Origin of the sequence: Ruegeria sp. HKCCA5463, from assembly GCF_013034175.1 — a bacterium.
GTDB lineage: Bacteria > Pseudomonadota > Alphaproteobacteria > Rhodobacterales > Rhodobacteraceae > Ruegeria.
The window spans coordinates 24,129-46,900 of record NZ_WQFL01000008.1 but is presented as its reverse complement, the minus strand read 5'-3'; the positions used below and the strand labels follow the sequence as shown (position 1 = coordinate 46,900).

At 59.0% G+C, this 22,772-nt stretch carries 24 protein-coding genes; 16 read left to right on the top strand and 8 right to left on the bottom strand.

Annotated elements, in window-relative coordinates; all coding sequences use genetic code 11:
- The first annotated feature begins 109 nt into the window (after positions 1-109).
- The 3 genes from GOW09_RS16440 to GOW09_RS16430 all read left to right on the top strand — a co-directional run bounded on the left by GOW09_RS16440 (position 110) and on the right by GOW09_RS16430 (position 3,773).
- Positions 110-1,768 (top strand): NAD+ synthase, encoded by a 1,659-nt coding sequence (locus tag GOW09_RS16440; protein ID WP_171119652.1) that lies wholly within the window; start codon positions 110-112, stop codon positions 1,766-1,768.
- A gap of 158 nt (positions 1,769-1,926) precedes the next feature.
- On the top strand, positions 1,927-2,304 hold the full coding sequence (locus GOW09_RS16435) for a hypothetical protein (protein ID WP_253284275.1): 378 nt from the start codon (positions 1,927-1,929) through the stop codon (positions 2,302-2,304).
- Between the two features lie 137 nt (positions 2,305-2,441).
- Entirely contained in the window at positions 2,442-3,773 is a 1,332-nt protein-coding gene (locus GOW09_RS16430; RefSeq protein WP_171119651.1) for an FAD-binding oxidoreductase, read from the top strand.
- A 4-nt stretch (positions 3,774-3,777) separates the two neighbouring features.
- Here the strand turns inward: GOW09_RS16430 and GOW09_RS16425 are convergent, their stop codons facing one another.
- Entirely contained in the window at positions 3,778-4,710 is a 933-nt protein-coding gene (locus GOW09_RS16425; RefSeq protein ID WP_171119650.1) for an MBL fold metallo-hydrolase, read from the bottom strand.
- Between the two features lie 122 nt (positions 4,711-4,832).
- Between GOW09_RS16425 and GOW09_RS16420 the strand changes: the two genes are divergently transcribed.
- Together GOW09_RS16420 and gltX are read left to right on the top strand one after the other, a co-directional pair.
- Positions 4,833-5,267 carry a DUF1801 domain-containing protein gene (locus tag GOW09_RS16420; RefSeq protein ID WP_171119649.1) on the top strand — a complete coding sequence of 145 codons (435 nt, stop codon included), beginning with the start codon at positions 4,833-4,835 and terminating at the stop codon, positions 5,265-5,267.
- A 75-nt stretch (positions 5,268-5,342) separates the two neighbouring features.
- Positions 5,343-6,668, top strand: coding sequence for a glutamate--tRNA ligase (gltX, locus tag GOW09_RS16415; protein WP_171119648.1), 1,326 nt, complete (start codon positions 5,343-5,345; stop codon positions 6,666-6,668).
- Between the two features lie 52 nt (positions 6,669-6,720).
- Here the strand turns inward: gltX and GOW09_RS16410 are convergent, their stop codons facing one another.
- Complete coding sequence (locus tag GOW09_RS16410) at positions 6,721-7,290, bottom strand: gamma-glutamylcyclotransferase family protein (RefSeq protein WP_171119647.1); 570 nt, start codon at positions 7,288-7,290, stop codon at positions 6,721-6,723.
- Positions 7,291-7,383: 93 nt separating this feature from the next.
- Between GOW09_RS16410 and GOW09_RS16405 the strand changes: the two genes are divergently transcribed.
- Complete coding sequence (locus tag GOW09_RS16405; RefSeq protein ID WP_170346430.1) at positions 7,384-7,830, top strand: Rrf2 family transcriptional regulator; 447 nt, start codon at positions 7,384-7,386, stop codon at positions 7,828-7,830.
- Between the two features lie 2 nt (positions 7,831-7,832).
- On the opposite strand, the gene GOW09_RS16400 is transcribed toward GOW09_RS16405, so the two are convergent.
- On the bottom strand, positions 7,833-10,361 hold the full coding sequence (locus tag GOW09_RS16400) for an ABC transporter permease (protein WP_171119646.1): 2,529 nt from the start codon (positions 10,359-10,361) through the stop codon (positions 7,833-7,835).
- Positions 10,358-11,053 carry an ABC transporter ATP-binding protein gene (locus GOW09_RS16395; RefSeq protein ID WP_171119645.1) on the bottom strand — a complete coding sequence of 232 codons (696 nt, stop codon included), beginning with the start codon at positions 11,051-11,053 and terminating at the stop codon, positions 10,358-10,360. Before GOW09_RS16395 ends, GOW09_RS16400 begins: the two co-directional genes overlap by 4 nt.
- A 66-nt stretch (positions 11,054-11,119) precedes the next feature.
- Here GOW09_RS16395 and GOW09_RS16390 point away from each other — a divergent pair, with 66 nt between their 5' ends.
- The gene (locus GOW09_RS16390) at positions 11,120-11,746 is read left to right on the top strand and encodes an arylesterase (RefSeq protein ID WP_171119824.1); all 627 of its coding nucleotides are present in this window, start codon (positions 11,120-11,122) and stop codon (positions 11,744-11,746) included.
- An 18-nt stretch (positions 11,747-11,764) separates the two neighbouring features.
- Here GOW09_RS16390 and GOW09_RS16385 read toward each other — a convergent pair whose 3' ends face one another.
- From GOW09_RS16385 to GOW09_RS16375, 4 genes are all read right to left on the bottom strand, one after another.
- Positions 11,765-12,319 carry a L,D-transpeptidase gene (locus tag GOW09_RS16385; RefSeq protein ID WP_171119644.1) on the bottom strand — a complete coding sequence of 185 codons (555 nt, stop codon included), beginning with the start codon at positions 12,317-12,319 and terminating at the stop codon, positions 11,765-11,767.
- A 163-nt stretch (positions 12,320-12,482) separates the two neighbouring features.
- Positions 12,483-12,689, bottom strand: coding sequence for a cold-shock protein (locus GOW09_RS16380; protein WP_152456904.1), 207 nt, complete (start codon positions 12,687-12,689; stop codon positions 12,483-12,485).
- A 317-nt stretch (positions 12,690-13,006) separates the two neighbouring features.
- Positions 13,007-13,180, bottom strand: coding sequence for a hypothetical protein (locus GOW09_RS22385; RefSeq protein WP_172978449.1), 174 nt, complete (start codon positions 13,178-13,180; stop codon positions 13,007-13,009).
- Positions 13,181-13,303: 123 nt separating this feature from the next.
- Positions 13,304-14,338: a fatty acid desaturase gene (locus tag GOW09_RS16375; protein ID WP_171119643.1), complete on the bottom strand. Its 1,035-nt coding sequence runs from the start codon at positions 14,336-14,338 to the stop codon at positions 13,304-13,306.
- A 309-nt stretch (positions 14,339-14,647) separates the two neighbouring features.
- Between GOW09_RS16375 and rplO the strand changes: the two genes are divergently transcribed.
- From rplO to GOW09_RS16330, 9 genes are all read left to right on the top strand, one after another.
- Positions 14,648-15,121: a 50S ribosomal protein L15 gene (rplO, locus tag GOW09_RS16370; RefSeq protein WP_152456906.1), complete on the top strand. Its 474-nt coding sequence runs from the start codon at positions 14,648-14,650 to the stop codon at positions 15,119-15,121.
- Positions 15,122-15,230: 109 nt separating this feature from the next.
- Positions 15,231-16,595, top strand: a complete 1,365-nt coding sequence (gene secY / locus GOW09_RS16365) for a preprotein translocase subunit SecY (RefSeq protein ID WP_152456907.1) — start codon at positions 15,231-15,233, stop codon at positions 16,593-16,595.
- Entirely contained in the window at positions 16,592-17,236 is a 645-nt protein-coding gene (locus GOW09_RS16360) for an adenylate kinase (RefSeq protein WP_171119642.1), read from the top strand. Before secY ends, GOW09_RS16360 begins: the two co-directional genes overlap by 4 nt.
- Positions 17,237-17,436: 200 nt before the next feature.
- Positions 17,437-17,805, top strand: a complete 369-nt coding sequence (rpsM, locus tag GOW09_RS16355) for a 30S ribosomal protein S13 (protein WP_008757392.1) — start codon at positions 17,437-17,439, stop codon at positions 17,803-17,805.
- Between the two features lie 15 nt (positions 17,806-17,820).
- The gene (gene rpsK, locus GOW09_RS16350) at positions 17,821-18,210 is read left to right on the top strand and encodes a 30S ribosomal protein S11 (RefSeq protein ID WP_008757289.1); all 390 of its coding nucleotides are present in this window, start codon (positions 17,821-17,823) and stop codon (positions 18,208-18,210) included.
- 114 nt (positions 18,211-18,324) lie between these two features.
- A complete protein-coding gene (locus GOW09_RS16345) occupies positions 18,325-19,341 on the top strand; it encodes a DNA-directed RNA polymerase subunit alpha (RefSeq protein ID WP_117870179.1) in 1,017 nt (338 codons plus the stop codon).
- A gap of 130 nt (positions 19,342-19,471) precedes the next feature.
- The gene (rplQ, locus tag GOW09_RS16340; protein ID WP_152456909.1) at positions 19,472-19,894 is read left to right on the top strand and encodes a 50S ribosomal protein L17; all 423 of its coding nucleotides are present in this window, start codon (positions 19,472-19,474) and stop codon (positions 19,892-19,894) included.
- A gap of 160 nt (positions 19,895-20,054) precedes the next feature.
- Positions 20,055-21,440 carry a trypsin-like peptidase domain-containing protein gene (locus GOW09_RS16335; RefSeq protein ID WP_171119641.1) on the top strand — a complete coding sequence of 462 codons (1,386 nt, stop codon included), beginning with the start codon at positions 20,055-20,057 and terminating at the stop codon, positions 21,438-21,440.
- A gap of 3 nt (positions 21,441-21,443) precedes the next feature.
- Positions 21,444-22,754, top strand: coding sequence for a replication-associated recombination protein A (locus GOW09_RS16330; protein ID WP_171119640.1), 1,311 nt, complete (start codon positions 21,444-21,446; stop codon positions 22,752-22,754).
- Positions 22,755-22,772 lie beyond the last annotated feature (18 nt).

Genomic DNA, 22,772 nt, shown 5'->3' with positions numbered 1-22,772 from the left:
CAAAACTAGGGTACCGTCGCGGGCAGGGCAACGGGTTTTGCCGCATTGGCCTTTTACTCGCGCGATGATCTGCTAAATGGCAATAGGACTGACGAGGCAAGAGGGCAGCATGGCCGACCGTTTCCGCATCACTCTGGCGCAACTGAACCCGACCTTAGGGGATATCGACGGCAATGCGGCCAAGGTCGTTTCCGCGTGGGAACAGGGCAAGGCGGCGGGGGCCGATCTGGTGGCGTTCCCCGAGATGTTCATTACCGGATACAACACGCAGGATCTGGTGCTGAAGCCGGTGTTTCATCGCGCGGCCATGGATGCGGTCGAGTCTCTGGCGGCGAAATGCGCCGATGGGCCCGCGATTGCCCTGGGTGGTCCGTGGGTCGATGATGGCAAGTTGTACAATGCCTATCTGATCCTGAAGCGGGGGCGGATCACCAGCAAGGTTCTGAAGCACCACCTGCCGAATGAGACTGTTTTCGACGAAGTGCGCCTGTATGATGCGGGTCCTCTGGGCGGTCCGTATTCGGTTGGCAACTTCCGGATCGGCAGCCCCATCTGCGAGGATGGCTGGCACCCGGATGTGGCGGAAACGCTTGAGGAAACCGGTGCCGAGTTTCTGCTGATCCCCAATGGGTCGCCCTATTTCCGGAACAAATACGATGTACGTCTGAACCATATGGTCGCGCGCGTGGTCGAAACGGGCTTGCCGCTGATCTACCTGAACATGGTAGGCGGGCAGGACGATCAGGTTTTTGACGGCGCCAGCTTCGGTCTCAACCCGGGCGGAGAGCTGGCCTTCCGGATGCCGGTATTCGACGAAGTGGTTTCTCAGGTGGATCTTGAGCGCGGCGATGATGGCTGGCGCATTGTGCCGGCAGAAATCGTGCCCCAGCCGGATGTGTGGGAGCAGGATTACCGCGCGATGGTGCAATCCCTGCGGGACTATATGGGCAAGACCGGTTTCAAAAAGGCAGTTCTGGGACTGTCCGGAGGGATCGATTCCGCCTTGGTGGCGACCATCGCGGTGGATGCCATCGGGGCCGACAATGTTCGCTGCGTGATGTTGTCGTCGGAATATACCAGCCAAGCGTCATTGGACGATGCCGAGGCCGTCGCCAAGGCGCTGGGTGTGCACTATGACCATGTGCCGATTTCGGAAAGCCGGGCTGCCGTCACCAACACGCTTGCTCCGCTATTTGCGGGGTTGGACGAAGGCTTGACCGAGGAGAACATTCAGTCGCGCCTGCGCGGGCTTTTGCTGATGGCGATCTCGAACAAGTTTGGTGAAATGCTGTTGACCACCGGCAACAAGTCCGAGGTTGCGGTGGGCTATGCCACGATCTATGGCGACATGAATGGCGGCTACAACCCGATCAAGGATCTGTACAAGACCCGCGTGTTCGAAACCTGCCGCTGGCGCAACGCCAATCATCGAGACTGGATGATGGGGCCTGACGGAGAGGTCATTCGCCCGTCCGTCATTGACAAACCCCCCAGCGCCGAACTGCGCGAAGATCAGAAAGACAGTGACAGTCTGCCGGACTATCCCGTGCTGGACGCGATACTTGACATTCTGGTCGATCAGGATGGCTCCATCGCGGATTGCGTCGCCGCCGGATTTGACGAGGCGGACGCGCGAAAGGTCGAGCACCTGATCTATATCAGCGAGTACAAACGGTTCCAGTCCGCTCCGGGCACGCGCTTGAGTAAGCGGGCATTCTGGCTGGACCGGCGGTACCCGATCGTAAATCGCTGGCGTGATCGTCGCTGAAATCGAAGCCAAACTCGTCAGATCGGAAACAGTGAAGTTTCCGTGTTGTGCATTGTTCCTTGATCGAGGGGCAAAGCCCGTGCAACCGGGCGAAAAAGGCCATCCCTGGCTTGCTTGGGTGACATTTTTCTGACACATTTTTGCTTGGAAGTTGCCCAATGTGGGGCGGATGCGACGCATTGTCGTTGATGGCGAAGGCCGAATGTGGCGAACGCAGCGTATCCGGGGTTGGATGTCTGAGTGAATGGTTTGGTGTTAAAATGTACGAGGATTATGAAAGATCGCTTCATGCGCCTTTGAAATGGCGCACATTGGAATCTCCGCCGCAAGAATTGGATGAAGAAAAGCTGGATGCAGCAATTGCCGATCTGTTGAATGAGCAGCGGCAGTCGGAAGATCAGAAAGCGGCCATGTTGCGGCCAGAGTTTCCGCAATTGCTTCCACAGGAAGACGTATCCGCGCAAGCGGCGCTTAAGGAAAACCGGTTGTCCGCGATCTTGCGCCAAAAATGGGCGGAACTGTCCGGCGCAGCTTAACCTTCGGCCCCGCGCTTTCAACCTCAGGCGTCTGGGTCACAGATGCCGAAAATCTCATGTTGCGGTGGCAGTTTGTATTGCCCATGCTTTGTCTTTTGGTCTCCATAGCGGTCCAAGCGACAGAGTAAGGCATATTGATGACCGCGCCCAAACCGACTCCTGTAGAACCTGATCTTGCCCTGCCCAAAACTGTTGATGTCGTGGTCATCGGCGGCGGAATCATCGGCGTTTCAACCGCATTGGAACTGGCAGAGCGGGGCGCTTCGGTTCTTGTGTGCGAAAAAGGGCAGATTGCAGCCGAACAAAGTTCACGCAATTGGGGCTGGGTCCGTCTTGGGATGCGGGACCCAAGAGAGATACCCCTGATGCAGGAATCGTTGCGCATCTGGCAGACGCTCGATGACCGGCTGGACCGCAAGACAGGTTACACCCGATCCGGTATCCTTTTTGGCGCATCCGGCAGGCGGGATACCGGCAACATGGAACGTTGGCTGCACCATGTCGAAGGATTGCAGACCGGCGCGCGGATGGTTTCTGGCGGTGAGTTGGCAGACCTTTTGCACGGCAACCAATCGGGCTTTGAATCCGCTTTGTACATGCCGCAGGACGGTCGTGCCGAACCTCAATGGACAGCCCCCGCCATTGCCGAAGCTGCGCGGGCTCGGGGCGCGGTGATCATGACGAACTGCGCCGTGCGCAGTTTGGACGTTCAGGCTGGACGTATCGCCGGTGTTTTCACCGAGCGCGGCAAAGTTGCCAGCGGCCGCGTCGTTCTGGCCGGGGGCGCGTGGTCGCGCCTGTTTGCAGGCAATGCGGGGATCGAACTGCCGCAGCTGAAGGTTCTGAATACGGTCCTGCGCACATCCCCCGTCGCAGAGGGGCCCGAGACGTCGTTGTGGTCGGATGACTTTGCGATCCGAAAACGGGCCGATGGCGGTTACACAATTGCGTCTGGTCACGAAAATACTGTGGACATTGTGCCGGACAGCTTTCGATTGGCGATGCAGTTTCTGCCGGCATTTGTGCAAGAGTGGAAATCTCTGCGCTTTCGCCTGTCCAAACGCTGGACGATCGAAGCACAACAGGACCGGAGATGGCTGCCAACCGATGTGACGCCGTTCGAAAAGTGCCGGATTCTGGACCCTGAGCCGTCTCAAAAAACGTTGCGACGCGCCTGGGCCAGTGCATGCAAGGGATATCCCGCTGTGCAAACGGGCGAGATCGTACAAAGCTGGGCAGGTATGATCGATGTGACGCCGGATGCCATTCCCGTAATCTCGGGCGTGGATGATCTGCCGGGAATGTACATTGCCACGGGGTTTTCAGGCCATGGCTTTGGAATCGGCCCCGGGGCGGGGCGGCTGATGGCTGATCTGGTTACCGAAACAACGCCTTGCGTGGACCCGGCCGCCTTTCGCTTGTCGCGGTTCAGTGACGGTTCAAAAGTGCGGCCGGATCCGGGGTACTGAACGCTCAGCCCATCATCTGGTAGCTGACCGGGACAAAGCGAAAGCCTTCTCCACGGGTCTCAACATACCCGGCGCCGGGGAAGGGCATGTGATAGCCGACCATTGGCACCTTGTCGGCATCCAGCATGCCAAGAACATCGCGGCGTGCGGCAGTCGCTGCGGCCTTGTCCATGTCAAACCGGACTTCCCATTCGGGATGGGCGAAAGACCAGACATAGTGGTTGGCCAGATCCGCCGTCAGCACCAGACGTTGCCCGTTGCTTTCCAGATGGTAGACCGTGTGGCCCGGTGTGTGGCCATAAGCGGCCACTGCGGTAATGCCCGAGGCAACCTCGCCCCCGTCTTCGACAAAGGTCATTTTCTCGGCCAGCGGTGTGACTTTTTCAGCGACCAGATCGCCCACGCGATTGCCTGCGTCCTGCGCAGCCCAGAAATCATATTCCGGAGAAGCCGTCACGTAGCGCGCATTCGCAAAGGTCGGCGCGCCTTCGGTGGTCATGCCACCGATATGGTCAGGGTGCATATGCGTTATCACGACCACATCGATCTGATCCGGGGTCACGCCCGCATCTGCCAGCGCGGCCTGTATGCCACCTTGCCCCAGACCGGTATCAAACAGAACCAGCTCTGATCCCGTGTTGACCAGTGAGGGGGTAAAGAAAAACTGTGCGACGTCTGCCGGAATGAAGTTTTCAGCCGAAACCTTGGCAAATTCTTCCTCCGTCGCTCCGCCCCCAAAAATCTCTTTGGCTCCGTCGCGTGGAAAGCTGCCATCCAGCAGGGTCGTGACCGTGAAATCGCCAATATGAAATGACCTTGCGATGGTCGAGTTTGCTTTGGTTTCCGGGCTGGCGGCCAGAACCGGTGCGGCCGCAGCTGCAAACGGCAAGGCGGCGGCACTTCCCAAAGCGGCGCGGCGTGTAAGTTTTATTGTCATCTTCGTTCTCCCTGTCAGGACATCATTGTTATTGTTGCAGTTAGGGCGTCGAGAGTCTCTTGCCAGTTTATACGCCATTCAGATGGGGTGCATGGATGAATAATACGTGTTAATTTTTGTTCATGGCGCGATCAGACAACAAGACAGTTCCGACAGATCAAAGCGTCGAGAATTTCCTGAGAACGGTTCAACCGGCGCGCCGTGCTGAAGACGCGCACCAGCTTGACAAATTGTTTCGCGCCACCACCGGGTTTAGCCCGGTCATGTGGGGCCCGTCGATCGTCGGGTATGGCCGCTACCACTATCGCTACAAATCGGGTCGTGAAGGGGACTTTCTGGCAACCGGTTTTTCGCCGCGCAAATCAGCTTTGGTGATTTACATCATGCCGGGTTACGCAGATTTTGCGGATCTCATGGCCAGATTGGGAAAGCACAAGTTGGGCAAGTCCTGTCTTTACGTCAACAAACTGGCGGATATCGACACGGGCGTTTTGCGCGAACTCATTCGCGCCGGACTGGACGACCTCGACAGGGTGTGGCCGGTGAAACCTTTCTGAATCACCTGATGGATCAAGCGGCGGCTGGACAAAAACGCCCCCATGTGACAAGAGCCGCGCCAACAGGAGACACCCATGACAACCACCCGTTTCGCCCCGTCGCCCACCGGTTACATCCATGTGGGCAACCTGCGCACCGCCCTGATGAACTATCTGATTGCCCGCAAGGCAGGCGGTACGTTTATCCTGCGCATCGATGATACCGACCCCGAGCGGTCGAAAGAAGAATATGTCGATGCCATCAAGCAGGACCTGGAATGGCTGGGTTTGCATTGGGACCGGGTCGAGCGTCAGTCGGACCGTCTGGACCGCTATGCCGAAGCGGCCGACAAGCTGCGCGCGATGGGTCGTTTGTACGAAGCGTTCGAAACGCCGACCGAGCTGGATCTGAAACGCAAGAAGCAACTGAACATGGGCAAGCCGCCGGTCTATGACCGCGCTGCGCTGAACCTGTCGGAGGCCGAGAAAGAGAAGCTGCGCGCCGAACGTGGCAACGGCGTCTGGCGCTTCAAGCTGGATCATGAACGTATCGAATGGAATGACGGCATTCTTGGCGACATCTCGATTGATGCGGCTTCGGTTTCCGATCCGGTTCTGATTCGTGGCGATGGCCAGGTTCTCTATACGATTGCGTCGGTTGTGGATGATACTGAAATGGGCGTGACGGATGTTGTACGGGGTTCGGACCATGTGACCAACACGGCGACGCAGATCCAGATCATCGAGGCGCTGGGCGGGCGTTGTCCACGCTTTGCCCACCATTCTCTGCTGACTGGTCCGCAGGGCGAGGCATTGTCGAAACGGCTAGGCACGCTGGCCTTGCGCGATCTTCGCGAACAGGGTGTGCAACCGATGGCATTGCTGAGCCTTATGGCGCGTCTGGGCTCGTCTGATCCGGTTGAGCTGCGCTCGGAAATGGCCGAGCTGATCGAAGGGTTCGATGTAAACCGGTTTGGCGCCGCGCCGACCAAGTTCGATGTACAGGACCTGTTCCCGCTGACCGCCAGGCATTTGCAATCGCTGCCGCTGTCTGAGGTGGCCAGTGCCGTTGCGGATGCCGGTGTTCCCGATGAATTGGCAGAACCTTTCTGGGCCATGGCCCGCGAAAACATCACCACCTTGGCCGATCTCAAGGGCTGGTGGGAGCTGTGCCGTGACGGGGCCGATCCCCTGATCGCCGATGAAGATCGGGAATTTATTGCCCAGGCGATGGCGTTGCTGCCCGAAGGACCGTTCGATGGTGACACGTGGGGCACCTGGACCAAGGCCGTGAAAGAGGCAACCGGTCGCAAGGGCAAAGGCCTGTTCATGCCACTGCGCAAAGCGTTGACCGGCATGGAGCGCGGCCCGGAAATGGCTGCGCTGATGCCGTTGCTACAGGTGATCCGCGCGCGCGGCTAATGTGGTGGCACACCAGTTTTCTGGGCCACGTCATCGGCGTGGCCCTTTTTTGTTACGCCGGCTGTACGAACCGCACCGATAAACTTGTCAGGCGGTCATCGACAAAATCACGTTCGACAGGTTTGAGTTGCTGATGGCGTGGATAACGCGGTTCGGCGCGATCATTCAGGATCGGGGCGTCCCAGCCGGTTGTTGTCTCAAAGAATCGATCCGCGCCGTCTTCGCCAAATGCCCGCAAGTAACCCTGCGCGACAACATCGATATAGCTGAGCAGCAACGGGTGGTGATTGCTGGGCTGGCTGTGCCGATCCTGCGGGACGGCGTAGACAGCTATTTCGACGTCGTGCTTCAAGGGATGTGAAACCGACTGCGTTGCAGGAATTCGGTCATACGCCCATTCCCGTTCATCCAGCGCGGCCCAGTCATTATTGGGAACATGCGCAATCATGCCTTCGATCTCCGACTGCGGGTCGGGCACGGCAGTCAGAAACGCCACGGGTCGCAGATCGGTGTGCCGCCAGGCCCGCCGCCAACCCTTCAGTCGCGCGGGGCGCGGATCGGGGAAATCATGCGTCGCGAGGTTCACGAGGCTGCCATAGCCAAAGAAATAGGGGCCGGCCATCCAAGAAGTGTCCTTTGGGTCGATTGATGTATGTCAAACCGCTTTTTTCCCGGACATGCAATAAGGTTGCATCTTGAATTTAGGGAGGCCCTCATGCGGATTACCAAAAGGACGAATATCGCTGTGCGCCTGTTGATGTATTGCGCAGCTCACCCGGACAGGCTGGTCACGAAATCCGAAATCGCCGAAGTGTGCAACATTTCGGAAAACCATCTGGCGCAGGTGATCAATCAGTTGAGCCAGCTGAACTATCTAAGCACGCAGCGCGGTCGAAACGGTGGCATGTCGCTGGCGCGCCCTGCGGATCAGATACGCATCGGTGCGGTGTTCCGGCATGTTGAAGGGGCTTTGCCCATTGCCGAGTGTTTCGCCGACGCTGACAACACGTGCCCTCTTACGGATGCCTGTCGGCTGAGGCTTGCGCTTCAGGACGCGGCAGAGGTGTTCTATGCGTCCCTCGACGATGTTACCCTGGATGCGCTGGTATGTGACAATGATCCGCTGCTGAGGCTCTTGCAGCCCGTGGCCTGCGTGCGCTGATTTCAATCGCTCGCTCGCAATATGCGCGCCGGACGCACCGAAAGTGGACGCAGGGCAAATGCCAGCCCAGCACATAACGTGACGCCTATCCCGGCCAGTACGATGCCGAAGGCCGATGACCAGATGACCGTGAACTCTGTGTCAAAGATGTAGGTGGCAACCGCCCAGCCGCCCAGAATGCCAACGAACAGCGCGACGCATCCCGCGGCGGCCCCAAGCAGAACAGATCGCAGGCCAAAGCTGCGCAGGATACTGCCACGATCTGCACCCAATGTCCTGAGGATCGCTGCTTCGTATCTGCGGGCAGGTTCGCCCGCCGCCGCTGCGCCGATCAGAACCAAAAATCCGGTCAGCAGCGATACTCCTGCACCGTACGAGGTTGCTGCGGCGATGCCTGCCAGCAGGCCCGAGACGCGATCAATGGCGTCGCGCACCCGGATGGCCGTGATATTGGGGAACTGGCCCGCAAGATCCCGCAGGATGGCCGCCTCGGCCTGTTCTTCGGCATAGACCGTCGCGATAAAGCTGTGCGGCGCACCGGCCAGCGCAGAGGGGTTCATCGACATGACAAAGCCTATTCCCGCGGTAGAGAAATCCACCTCGCGCAGGGACGTCAGCTCTGCCGTGATGTCTCGCCCCAGGATATTGACGGTCAGTTGGTCGCCCAGGTTCAGGCCCATCTCTTCGGCTTCTTCTGCGGCAAAGCTGACCTGGGGTGCACCTGCGTAATCTTCGGCCCACCATTCCCCTGCGGTCAGGCGTGCGTTCGGCGGCGGTTGAACCGAATAGGTCACGCCGCGATCCCCTTCCAGCACCCAGTGATCTCCGGCCACGTCCCGAGCGGGCTGGCCGTTGATCTGCGTGATGATCCCGCGCAACATCGGCGCGCTTTCAATGCGGCTGACCGCGGGGTCGCTTTGCAGGCGTTCGGTGAAGCCGGGCATTTGATCTTTCTGGATGTCCACAAAGAAGTACGACGGCGCGACATCCGGCAGGTTGCCCGAAATGGCGTTGCGCAGGGTACCGTCGATCTGCCCGACCGCAGCCAGCACCGACAGGCCCAGCCCCAGTGACAGAACCACAGATCCTGCACCTTCGCGTGGGTCCGAGATGGCCGACAACGCCCATCTGATTGTGGGTCGCCCGCGGGCCAACGAAGTCCCAGCCCGGGCCAGTTTGCGAATGGCATAAGCGGCGAGGGCCAACAGCGCCAGTGCACCGACAAGCCCGCCGCCGGTCCAGACAGTAAGCCGCGTCGAGCCGCTGAACCATGATGCCAGGGCGATCAGCAACAACAGCCCGGCACCGGTTGCCACGACGTAAATCAGACGTGGAAAGGGGCGGGCCGAGCTCAGCGCGTCGCGAAACAACGTCGCGGCGCGCACATCTTCGGTGCGGGCCAATGGCCAAAGGGTGAACAGGAACGCTGTGAGCAGACCGTATATTGCTGCCTCGATCAGCGGCTGTGCATACAGCGAAAACACTGCTGGAACCGGCAATTGGCTTTCCAGCAGCGGGGCCAGAACAAGCGGCGCCAATCCACCCAGCGTCAGGCCGATCACGATCCCGAAGACGGACAGAACGCCAATTTGAATCATGTAGGTTTGAAAAATGGTGGCGCGATCGGCCCCCAAGGTGCGCAGAGTCGCAACCGTTTCCGTCTTCTGCCCCAGATAAGCACGCACGGCGGCAGAAACGCCGATGCCTCCGACGGCAAGCCCGGACAGCCCGATAAGGACAAGAAATGCACTCAGGCGATTGACGAACTCGGATATCCCGGGGGCACCGTTGCGTGCATCCGTCCAGCGCATTCCAGTGCCTTCGAATGCCGCGTCAGCCCTTGCGGATACATCCGAAAGATCTGCGTTCCGGGGCAGGATCATCCTGTACTTTGTTGAAAACAGTGTTCCGGGTTCCAGCAGACCGGACGCCTGCAACGCCTTGGTTCGCACCAGAGTGCGCGGCCCAAGGCCAAACCCATCCGCCGCGCTGTCGGGCTCGTCCAGCAAGGCAGCCGTCAGGATGAACTCTTGCGTCCCAAGTGAAAACCGATCACCGACGGACAACCCAAGCCGGTCCATCAGCACAGGTTCCATCACCGCCCCGGGCAAGCCGGAGCTACCGTTCAGGGCGTCTTCCAGCGGGATCTCGGGTTCCAGCCGTACCGAGCCGACAAGTGGGTACACGTTGTCGACCGACTTGACTTGAGTCAGCGCTCGTTCCGGACCTGTCGCGCCGGGCACAACGGCCATCGAGCGGAAATCGACAACCTCGGACATCTGGACGGACGTCTGTTGCATCCAGGCGCGCTCTGCCTCATCGGCAAAACGATAGGTGAATTCAAGTTCGGCATCGCCCCCCAACAGCGAGGCCCCTTCTTGCGCAAGCCCAGCCTGTATGGCTTGCCGCACCGACCCGACGGCTGCGATGGCGGCGACCCCCAACGCCAAACAGGCCAGAAAGATCCGAAAACCGCTCAGGCCTCCGCGTAGCTCGCGGCGGGCGAGCCGCCCGGCCATCCGCAGGCTCATTCCGCGGCCTCCTGCCGGGTCTCTTCGGCGATTCTGCCGTCACGCAACCGAACGACCCGATCACATCTTTCGGCCAATGAATGGCTGTGGGTCACCAGAATCAGGGTTGCATCGTATTTCCGGCGCAGACCAAACAGCAAATCAACAATTGCGGCCCCGTTGGTTTCGTCCAGATTCCCGGTCGGTTCATCAGCCAACAGGATTTTGGGACGCGGTGCAGATGCTCGTGCCAAGGCAACACGTTGTTGTTCTCCGCCCGACAGTTGCGCCGGGTAATGATCGCGACGGTGCGACAGGCCAACGGCGTCCAGCTCTTGCTCGGCCCGGTCGAACGCATCCTTGTGCCCTGCCAGTTCCAGTGGGGTTGCCACGTTTTCAAGCGCGGTCATCGTCGGGATCAGGTGGAAGTTCTGAAACACCACCCCCATACTGTCGCGTCGAAACCGGGCCAGAGCGTCCTCATCCATGTCGGTAAGGTCTTGACCCAGCGCCATGATTTGACCGTGCGTCGCCTGTTCCAACCCCGCCATCAACATCAGCAGCGAAGACTTGCCCGAGCCAGAAGGCCCGATAAGCCCCAGCGTCTCGCCTTTGTTCACAGTCAAAGTAATGTCATGCAGGATATCGACCCGCCCGGCATTGCCATCTAGGGACAAAGAGGCATCTTGGAGGGCGAGAACAGCAGTCGTCATGGGTCTACCCGAAAAAGGAGCGGTCTTTTGGGATATGGAGCGATCACCACGTTGCGCAAGGCTTTGATGGCAGGCCTTTTCACGTGGTGCGGTTTTGCGGCCACAGCCGAACAAGTGGTGATTGCGGCTTTGGGGGACTCGCTGACTCAGGGCTATGGGCTGGTGGAGGAAAGCGGGTTTGTTCCACAGCTTGAACGCTGGTTGCAGACGCAGGGCGCGGATGTCCGCGTCATCAACGCAGGTGTTTCGGGTGACACGACGGCGGGCGGGGCCGCACGTGTGGACTGGACCCTGACACCGGATGTGGATGGCATGATCGTTGCCCTTGGCGGCAACGACCTGCTGCGGGGGATCGACCCTGCCGTATCAAAGGCCAATCTGCGCAGGATCCTTGACGTGGCGCGGGGCGTGAATGTACCGGTTCTGCTGATCGGTATGCAGGCGCCGGGTAACTACGGGGCCGATTACAAGCAAGCTTTCGACGGAATGTACCCAGACTTGGCGAAGGAGTTCGACGTCCTCTTCGCCGCCAGTTTCTTTGAAGGGCTTGCGGCCGAGGGCGACCCCGGTGCGGTATCGCAGTTCATGCAGCCGGACGGAATACATCCAAACGCGGATGGGGTGTCCACAATCGTTGAATCACTGGGGCCGTCCGTTCTGAAGCTGGTTGATCAGGCGGGTCGAGCGGAATAGGCGCCCATCCATGGGCACCTAGACGACCGTGACAACTGTTCCGATCGGGACCCGGTTGTACAAATCGATCACATGCTCGTTCAGCATTCGTATGCAACCGTTGGACACTGCCCGGCCAATGGTCTGCGGCTGCGTCGTGCCGTGGATGCGGAAATAGGTATCGACACCGTTCTGGAACAGATACAGCGCGCGCGCGCCCAGCGGGTTATCTCCGCCGCCGGGTTGGACATAGTCATTGTCCTTGAATTTGGCGTAAGCGACGGGATCACGTTCGATCATCTCATCGGTCGGGCGCCAGGTCGGCCATTCCTTTTTCACATCGATGGTGGCCGTGCCGGTAAACTCCAACCCCGCTTTGCCGACGCCGCATCCATAGCGGATCGCTTTGCGAGGTTCCGTGACGTAGTAAAGGTAGAACGACCGGGGCGCGACCAGCAGCTGACCAGGTACGAACTGTTTCTTGATGCGCACGAATTGCGGTGTCGGATCATACTCGACCGCTTTTTTGGCGCTGGCGATGCCCGGCAACATGCTTGCTGCTGTTCCGGCCAGAAAAATACGGCGTGTAAACATCGAAACCCTCGTCGAATGACCAATGAAACTGAAACCAATTTCATCATGATACGATATTTGGTCAATTCTAGGGCAGGCATCACGTGGACGTGATGTGTCCTGCCTGCCACCCGAGGTGGTGGCGGGAAAGGGGCGAGGGGAATCCCCTCACCCGAAATCAAGCTCAGGCCAGCTGGATGCTGTCGGCGCTTTCGCGGCCGTCACGACCGGCGCGCAGCTCGTACGTGACTTTCTGGTTGTCGGCCAGACCGGTCAGGCCCGAACGTTCGACAGCCGAGATGTGTACGAATACATCTTTGCCGCCTTCTTCCGGTGCGATGAAGCCGAAGCCTTTGGTGGTATTGAACCATTTTACGGTGCCTGCTGGCATATCCGTGTCTCCTGTTTGAGTGCTGCCCACGGAGTTGCGGCAGCCTGGCGTCGTCGGTCTGTATCGATAGACTGACTGCCGATGAAGGAGACAGTAGGTCGAATAGAAAAACGTAAGCACTTTGCATATGGCATCGGGGCGGGGGTGTGACAAGGGATTTTGTTTGATTTCTGCAAAGGCATGAGGGATTTCCGCCGTGTCCACAGGCCCGGGGAGGCTAGTTTTCTTTCACGGTGCCGCAGCCTTGCCTAGCATCCACGAACAAGTTGAACGGTCAATCCTAGTTATCACTGATGTCGTGCAGAGTGGTGTTCATGTCACCAGATGGTCACCGCCTTTTTCACTGCAATGCAGGTCGCGATGCGGCTTGCGTCAATCGCGATCGCTTTCCCGTCCAGGCGCGGGCGATCAAGCCAGCCAAGATCCGGATGAAGGCACCTTAGTCGCGCCTGCGTTTGCACCGGTTGAATACCGGTTTGTGACGCGCGCATTCTTTGTCAAAATCGCGCCCGAGAAAGTCGTCGTGATGGATAGAGGCTATCCCGCGCCACACGCCTGCCGTTGACGCAAGGCATGCGCTTCGATTCCAGAAACGAAAGCGCCGGGCATGCCCGTTACCCATAAAGTGCGCGGGCCTCGGCGAAGGACAACAGACGACGGTTCTTCTCGTCCCACAGGTGAAGCCGCGCATTGGCGAGGCTTTCCCGGATCGTCATCCGGTTGCTGTTTGCCAGTTCTTCATGATCGCGCAGCACCTCGGTCAGGCGGTAGAACGGAATGCGGCTGTAGAGGTGGTGTACATGGTGGATGCCGATATTGGCGCTGAACCATTGCAACACTGAGGGCAGGATATAGTGCGAACTTCCGTGCAGCGCCGCTTCATGCAGTTGCCAGTCTGCATCCGCGTCCCAATGCGTGTTCTCGAACTGGTGTTGTACATAAAACAGCCAAACTCCGGCCGTTGCGGCAATCAGAGTCGACGGCAGAAAGATCAGCAACATCGGCATCAGCCCGCCAAAATAGTAGATGGCCACGAGGGCAACCAGAATCGCAAGATTGGTCGCCATCGCGCTGACCCAGAACCTGACGCTGTCTGTCAGACCCAGCGGAAGGCGGTTTTGAAACAAAAACAGATAGCCAGGGCCAAGCACGAACAGAGTAATCGGGTTCCGGTACACGCGATACCAGAATCTGTTCAGTGGTGTTTTGGCGCGGTATTCGGCCACTGTCAGGGTGTGGATATCGCCCATCCCGCGCTTGTCCAGGTTGCCGGAACTGTTGTGATGCGTAGAATGCGTGCGGCGCCAGACATCATATGGTGTCAGTGTCAGAACCCCGATGCCGCGCCCGATCCAGTCGCTGACGGCCCGGTTTTTGAAGAACGCGCCGTGCCCGCAATCATGCTGGATGGCAAACAAGCGCAACAGAAAGGCCGCATTGAGGGCGGAAATCACAAAGGCCAGCCAATAGCTGACTGAAAGTGACATCCAGGACAATGCCCACAGTCCGACAAAGGGGATAATGCTTACACCCAGCTCAAAAGCGCTGCGCATTTGGTCCGGTTCGCGATATTTGGCAAGCGTTGTTACCCAGTCACGTGCGGCGGTGGTCTCCGGCTTGTCGCGGAGCGAGAGAGAGGGTTCAGTCATACGCCTGCCAGTCTAGTGTTTGTAAGCCACCGGATAGACGACCACCCCGACATAGCAAGCGGTTTTTCTTAAAGGCGCTGCATTTCACAGTCACTTTTCGGTCAAAGGCCGGCAGAGGTGCCCTTTGCGTAACACTTGGCTCAAGACCTCATGCCGGCATCCCGGGGCGCAGGGCAATCTACAGGCTTGTCAAGTGCGGTTATCGGGCCTATACGCCTGCGGTGGCTTTCCGCCACGAGAATCAAAACCAAGAAATGCCGTGTTTGGCCCATCACGCTTCGGGGTCATATCCGGCTTAGGAGAAGCGACATGAAACTGAACGAACTGCGCGACAATCCAGGCGCCAGCCCGAAACGCACCCGCGTTGGCCGTGGTCCGGGTTCCGGCAAAGGTAAAATGGGTGGCCGTGGTATCAAAGGCCAGAAGTCCCGTTCGGGTGTGGCCATCAATGGCTACGAAGGCGGCCAGATGCCATTGTACCAGCGTTTGCCCAAGCGCGGCTTCAACAAGCCGAACCGCAAGGAATTCGCGGTTATCAATCTGGGTCTGATCCAGAAATTCGTCGACGCCGGCAAGCTGGACGCTTCGGCTGCGATCACCGAAGACGCTCTGGTTGCGTCCGGTCTGGTGCGCCGCAAGCTGGACGGTATCCGCGTTCTGGCCAAAGGCGAAATCAGCGCCAAGGTGAACCTGGAAGTGACCGGTGCTTCGAAATCTGCCGTCGAGGCAGTCGAGAAAGCGGGCGGTTCACTGAAGGTCACAAAAGCTGCTGCGGCAGAGTAATCGCTTGTGAGCGGGCAAAGACCCGCTTACATAGACCTCAGAGTTTTCCAAGACGCCGTCCGAGCCGGAAAACGGTTCCGGGCGGCGTTTGCATAAGAGAGACCGATTTATGGTATCAGCAGCAGAACAAATGGCAGCCAACACAAGCTGGGCTGCTTTGGGCAAGGCCACCGATCTGCGCAACCGCATCCTGTTCACGCTGGGTTTGCTGATCGTCTATCGTTTGGGCACCTTTATTCCGGTGCCGGGGATTGACGGAGCAGCTTTGCGCGAATTCATGGAACAGGCGGGGCAGGGCATCGGCGGCATGATTTCGATGTTCACCGGCGGGGCGCTGGGGCGGATGGGTATCTTTGCCCTCGGCATCATGCCTTACATCTCGGCCTCGATCATCGTTCAGCTTCTGACATCCATGGTTCCCGCGCTCGAACAGCTCAAGAAAGAGGGCGAGCAGGGGCGCAAGAAGATCAACCAGTATACCCGGTTCGGCACCGTGGCTCTGGCCACCGTTCAGGCTTATGGTCTGGCCGTTTCGCTGGAATCGGGCGATCTGGCGACTGATCCGGGGCTCTATTTCCGCATGTCGACCATGATAACGCTGGTTGGCGGTACCATGTTCCTGATGTGGCTGGGTGAGCAGATCACTGCACGCGGGATCGGCAACGGTATCTCTTTGATCATCTTCGTCGGCATCATTGCCGAGGTTCCGGCTGCTCTGGCGCAGTTCTTTGCAAGCGGCCGCAGCGGTGCGATCAGCCCTGCCGTGATCGTCGGCGTGATCGTTATGGTCATCGCGGTCATCACCTTTGTGGTGTTCATGGAGCGCGCCCTGCGCAAGATCCACATTCAGTATCCGCGCCGCCAGGCCGGTATGAAAGTCTACGAAGGCGGCTCAAGCCACTTGCCGGTCAAGGTCAACCCTGCGGGTGTTATTCCGGCGATCTTCGCCAGCTCGCTGCTGCTGCTGCCTGTCACGATCTCGACCTTCTCGTCCGGTGCTGCCAACGGGCCGGTCATGTCGTGGCTGCTGGCCAATTTCGGCCCCGGACAGCCGCTTTACCTTCTGTTCTTTGCCTCGATGATCGTGTTCTTCGCCTATTTTTATACGTTCAACGTGTCGTTCAAGCCGGACGATGTGGCGGACAACCTGAAAAAGCAGAACGGTTTTGTGCCCGGCATCCGGCCCGGCAAGAAAACCGCCGAGTATCTGGAATACGTGGTCAACCGCGTGCTGGTTCTGGGTTCGGCCTATCTGGCCGCGGTCTGTCTGCTGCCCGAAATTCTGCGGGGTCAGTTTGCTATTCCGTTCTATTTCGGTGGCACCTCGGTTCTGATTATCGTCTCTGTGACCATGGATACGATCCAGCAGGTCCAGAGCCACCTGTTGGCGCATCAATATGAAGGGCTTATCGAAAAGTCCCAGCTGCGCGGCAAAGGCAAGAAACGTGGCAGAAAGGGAGCTGCTCGTCGATGAACATCATTCTTCTGGGCCCCCCGGGGGCAGGCAAGGGAACGCAGGCGCGTCACCTGGTAGAGACCCGCGGGATGGTGCAGCTCAGCACCGGGGATATGCTGCGCGAGGCCAAGACCAGCGGAACCGAAATGGGCCAGAAGGTTGCTGCGATCATGGACGCGGGCAAGCTGGTCACCGATGAGATCGTGATCGGCCTGATTGAAGAGAAACTGACCACCGAAAAGGGCGCTGGTTTCATCTTTGACGGCTTCCCCCGCACTTTGGCGCAGGCCGACGCGCTGTCGGCTCTGCTGACCAAGCTGGGCCAGTCCCTGCATACCGTGATCGAGATGCGCGTGGATGACGATGCTCTGGTGGAACGGATTACCGCACGGTCAACCTGCGGCGGATGCGGTGAGGTCTATAACGACAAGACCAAGCCGATCCCGGCTGACGGCAAATGTACCAATTGCGGCAAGGAAAATGACTTCGTTCGTCGCGCCGACGATAACGAAGACAGTCTGCGTACGCGGTTGATGGAATACTACAAGAAGACCTCTCCGCTGATTGGCTATTACTACGCCAAGGGCGATCTGCGCCCCGTGAACGGGCTGGCGGACATCAAGGAAGTCACAGCGTCGATCGAGGACATTCTCGGCTGATTTCAATATGGGCTTGACGGCACCGCCAAAAGCCCATATCGACCCCCATCCCTAAAGGGAATCAAGACCGCGTGCGGGATTCGTCCCAACCGCCCCGACCACCTCGAATAATGCTGAACCCTCTGGCCACACTGCCACGGTAAAGCGTTGTGAAAAAAGGTTCTGGAGTTACGGAACCGCAACGAAAAGGAAAGTGACACGTGGCACGTATTGCCGGCGTAAACATCCCGACTGCAAAGCGGGTACCTATCGCCCTCACATATATCACCGGTATCGGAAACACTTCGGCCAAAGCAATCTGCGAAGCCGTAGGTATTGAAGCGCACCGTCGCGTCAACGAACTGTCCGACGCCGAAGTTTTGGCCATCCGCGAGCACATCGATGCAAATTTCACCGTTGAAGGTGACCTGCGTCGCGAAGTTCAGATGAACGTCAAGCGCCTGATGGACCTGGGCTGCTATCGCGGTCTGCGTCACCGCCGCAACCTGCCGGTTCGCGGTCAGCGTACCCACACCAACGCTCGTACCCGCAAAGGCCCCGCAAAGGCCATCGCTGGTAAGAAGAAATAAGGGAGGGTCTGACCGATGGCACGTGACAAGACTCGCGTTAAGCGCAAAGAGCGTAAGAACATCGCATCGGGCGTTGCCCATGTGAATTCGACCTTCAACAACACCAAGATCCTGATCTCGGACGTACAGGGCAACGCCATCTCGTGGTCGTCTGCCGGGACCATGGGTTTCAAAGGGTCGCGTAAATCGACACCCTACGCCGCTCAGATGGCTGCCGAAGACGCAGGCAAGAAGGCGCAGGAACATGGCGTCAAGACGCTGGAGGTCGAAGTTCAGGGCCCCGGTTCGGGCCGTGAATCGGCACTGCGCGCGCTGGCTGCCGTGGGCTTCAACATCACGTCTATCCGCGACGTGACGCCGATTGCTCACAACGGCTGCCGCCCGCCGAAGCGTCGTCGCGTCTAAGCGTTTTTGAATTGAGCTGGGGCTGTGTTTCTGCACGGCCCCAGCACGTCATTTTGAACCTCGGGCGTCTGCACCTTGTTGGTCATGGGGCGCGGACAGGAATGGAGGGATTACATGATCCACAAGAATTGGGCCGAATTGATCAAGCCGACCCAGCTGGAAGCCAAGCCGGGCAATGATCCTGCACGTCAGGCCACCCTGGTTGCCGAACCGCTGGAGCGTGGCTTTGGTCTGACCTTGGGCAACGCCCTGCGTCGCGTTCTGATGAGCTCGCTGCAAGGTGCGGCCATCACCAGCGTCCAGATCGACAACGTCCTGCACGAGTTTTCGAGCGTGGCAGGCGTTCGTGAAGACGTCACCGACATCATCCTGAACCTCAAGCAGGTTGCCCTGCGCATGGAAGTCGAAGGCCCCAAGCGCCTGTCGATCAATGCCAAAGGCCCCGCGGTCGTCACTGCGGGTGACATCAGCGAAAGCGCCGGCATCGAGGTTCTGAACCGTGATCACGTCATCTGCCACCTCGACGATGGCGCTGACCTGTTCATGGAACTGACCGTCAACACTGGCAAAGGCTATGTCTCGGCCGAGAAGAACAAGCCCGAAGACGCGCCTATCGGCCTGATCCCGATCGATGCGATCTATTCGCCGGTCAAAAAGGTCGCTTATGACGTTCAGCCGACCCGTGAAGGTCAGGTTCTGGACTATGACAAACTGACCCTGAAGATCGAAACCGATGGTTCGATCACGCCGGAAGACGCACTGGCCTTTGCCGCTCGTATCCTTCAGGATCAGCTGTCGATCTTCGTCAACTTCGACGAGCCGGAATCGGCAAGCCGCCAGGACGAAGACGATGGTCTGGAGTTCAACCCGCTGCTGCTGAAGAAGGTGGACGAGCTGGAACTGTCGGTCCGTTCGGCAAACTGCCTGAAGAACGACAACATCGTCTATATCGGTGATCTGATCCAGAAGACCGAAGCCGAGATGCTGCGCACCCCGAACTTCGGCCGCAAGTCGCTGAACGAGATCAAGGAAGTGCTGTCCGGCATGGGCCTGCACCTGGGCATGGATGTCGAGGATTGGCCGCCGGACAACATCGAAGATCTGGCCAAGAAATTCGAAGACGCGTTCTAAGCGCGTCTTCCCCAATGCCCGGCCCGAAGTGGGAATATCCGGGGACCATATGGGCATTCCCGCCCCAAGGAGAGCCGGTGACACGCATCGCCGGCCAGACAAAGCAAAACGCGAAAGAAGGAACTAGAAAATGCGTCACGCACGTGGTTACCGCCGCCTGAACCGTACTCATGAGCACCGCAAGGCGCTGTTTGCGAACATGGCTGGCTCGCTCATCGAACATGAGCAAATCAAAACGACTCTGCCCAAGGCAAAAGAACTGCGCCCGATCGTTGAAAAACTGATCACTCTGGGCAAGCGCGGCGACCTGCACGCCCGCCGTCAGGCCGCAGCACAGCTGAAGGAAGACAAAGACGTCGCCAAGCTGTTCGAAGTTCTGGGCCCCCGCTACGCCGAGCGTCAGGGCGGTTATGTCCGCATTCTGAAAGCTGGCTTCCGCTATGGCGATATGGCCCCGATGGCGATCATCGAATTCGTTGATCGTGATCTGGACGCCAAAGGTGCGGCTGACAAAGCCCGCGTTGCCGCCGAAGAGGCAGCAGACGAAGAATAAGATCTGACCCAAGGTCACGGTCGAACCTCCGTTCGGGAAACCGGACGGAGGTTTTTTCGTTATGGCATGTCCGACATGTTGCGGGGCATACCCGACCGCCGACTTGCAATTCAGATTTTGTGTCAGCATATCTGGGCCAATCGCAAAAAACGGAGCCACCATGATCCGCGTAATGCTGACCCTTGTTGCCTTGACCTGCGCGACGCAAGGAATGGCCGAAACGAAAGTTCCGCAGTCACAGGCCGAGATTTCGTTGGGATTTGCCCCGGTCGTGAAACAGGCATCGCCGGCGGTTGTGAACATCTATGCCAAGATCGTCCGGCAGGGCCGGGCAAGCCCGTTTTTCTCGGACCCGTTCTTTCAGGATTTCTTTGGCCGGGGGTTTGGCGAACCACGTCAGCGGGTTCAAAACTCGTTGGGTTCCGGGGTTATCCTGTCTGCCGATGGGTATGTTGTGTCCAACTATCACGTGGTCGGATCCGCGACCGAGATCCGGGTTGTCACGACGGATCGGCGCGAGTTCTCGGCCGAGGTTGTGCTGGGCCATGAGGAAAGCGATATCGCGATCCTGCGGCTGAAAGAGGCCGAAGACCTGCCCTATCTGACCCTTCGCGATTCCGATCAGGTCGAAGTCGGAGAGTTGGCCCTGGCCATCGGAAACCCGTTCGGGGTGGGGCAGACGGTGTCGTCCGGCATCATCTCGGGGCTGGCGCGCACGGGCACGGCAACCGGGAATGGCCGCGGATATTTCATCCAGACGGATGCGGCAATCAACCCGGGCAACTCCGGCGGGGCGCTGATCGATGTGAATGGCCAGCTTATCGGGATCAATACCTCGATTCTGACCCGATCGGGTGGGTCAAACGGAATAGGCTTTGCCATCCCCGCCAATCTGGTGGCGCAATTCCTCAAGCAGGCGCAGCAGGGAAACGAAACCTTCGTCAGCCCGTGGGCGGGAATGTCGGGTCAACACATGAGCGCGGATATCGCGGAATCCCTTGGCCTGGCCATCCCGTTGGGCGTTGTGATCTCTGATCTGCATGAGCTCAGCCCTTTGCGCGACGCAGGGTTCAGAGTGGGAGACGTGGTAACCCATGTGGACGGGGACGAGGTCAATTCACCCGCCGAGATGAAGTTTCGGATGTCGGTCGCCGGAGTTGGCGGAACCTCGGTTCTGACCCGTCTGCGCGGCGACCAAAGTGAAGATGTCGAGGTGGCGCTTATCAAAGCCCCCGATGTTCCGGCCGCCGAAGAAACGACGTTGAATGACAGAACCGTTCTTCCGGGGTTGGTGGTGTCCCGGGTCAATCCCGCGGTGATCACCAGGATGGGATTGTCGCTGTCGCTGACCGGTGTCGTCGTGGTGGACCCCGGCCCGTATGGCGGAAGGGCGGGTTTGCGAACCGGTGATATTCTTGAAAGCATCAATGCCGATGAGATCCAGCGCCCTCGGGACGTTGAGACCGCGCTGACCGATCCGGGCCGTTACGTGCAGATAGGTCTGGTGCGCGGGGGGCGGTCCGTCTCTTTGCGGTTCCGGTTGTGACCTGTGAGTGATCTGTTCGATACCGGGGCGGCAGAACCTGCCGCTTCTCCTCACCGGCCTCTGGCTGACCGGTTGCGGCCTCGATCCCTGGCCGAGGTGATCGGGCAGGAGCAGGTGCTGGGCCCCGAGGCCCCTCTGGGTGTCATGCTGGCGGCAGGCAGTTTGTCCAGCCTGATCTTCTGGGGCCCACCCGGAGTTGGAAAGACCACGATTGCACGGCTGTTGGCACAGGAAACCGATCTGCATTTCGTTCAGATCAGTGCGATCTTTACCGGTGTGCCGGATCTGAAGAAAGTCTTCGAGGCCGCGAAGATACGCCGCCAGAACGGGCAGGGCACCTTGTTGTTCGTGGACGAGATTCACCGCTTCAACAAGGCTCAGCAAGATGGGTTTCTGCCCCATATGGAAGACGGGACCATCCTGTTGGTCGGCGCAACCACCGAGAATCCGTCATTCGAGCTGAATGCCGCTGTGCTGAGCCGGTCGCAGGTGCTGGTGCTGGAACGGCTGAGCCTTGCCGATCTGGAGCGTTTGACCCAGCGGGCTGAGAAAGAGTTGGGCCACGCGTTGCCATTGACGCCTGCCGCCCGCGATGCGTTGCAAGAGATGGCCGATGGCGACGGTCGGGCTTTGCTGAACCTGATCGAACAGGTTTCGGCGTGGAAAGTAGACGAGCCGCTGGGCCCCGATGCGCTGTCTACGCGTTTGATGCGGCGGGCTGCAAAATACGACAAGTCTGGTGATGAGCATTACAACCTGATCTCGGCCCTGCACAAATCGGTGCGCGGATCTGATCCCGATGCGGCCTTGTATTGGTTCGCGCGCATGCTGACCGGGGGCGAAGATCCGCGGTATCTTGCGCGCAGGATCACACGCATGGCGGTCGAGGACATAGGCCTGGCCGATCCGCAGGCGCAGGCCATTTGTTTGCAATCGTGGGAAACCTACGAACGTCTGGGTTCACCCGAGGGCGAGTTGGCGCTTGCTCAGGCGCTGGTCTATCTTGCCCTGGCGCCAAAATCCAACGGCGCCTATGTCGGTTACAAGGCGGCAATGCGGCTGGCCAAGCAATCCGGCAGCGAGCCACCGCCAAAGCATATCCTGAACGCGCCGACTTCTTTGATGAAGGATCAGGGTTACGGCGCGGGCTATGCCAATGACCATGATGCCGAGGACGGGTTTTCCGGTCAGAACTACTTCCCCGAGACGATGAAACGCCCGGTGTTGTATCAGCCGGTCGAGCGCGGTTTCGAGCGTGAGCTAAAGAAACGCCTCGATTACTTTGCCAAGCTGCGGACACAGCGGAATAGCTAGTTACGCAGGGTCAGTCGT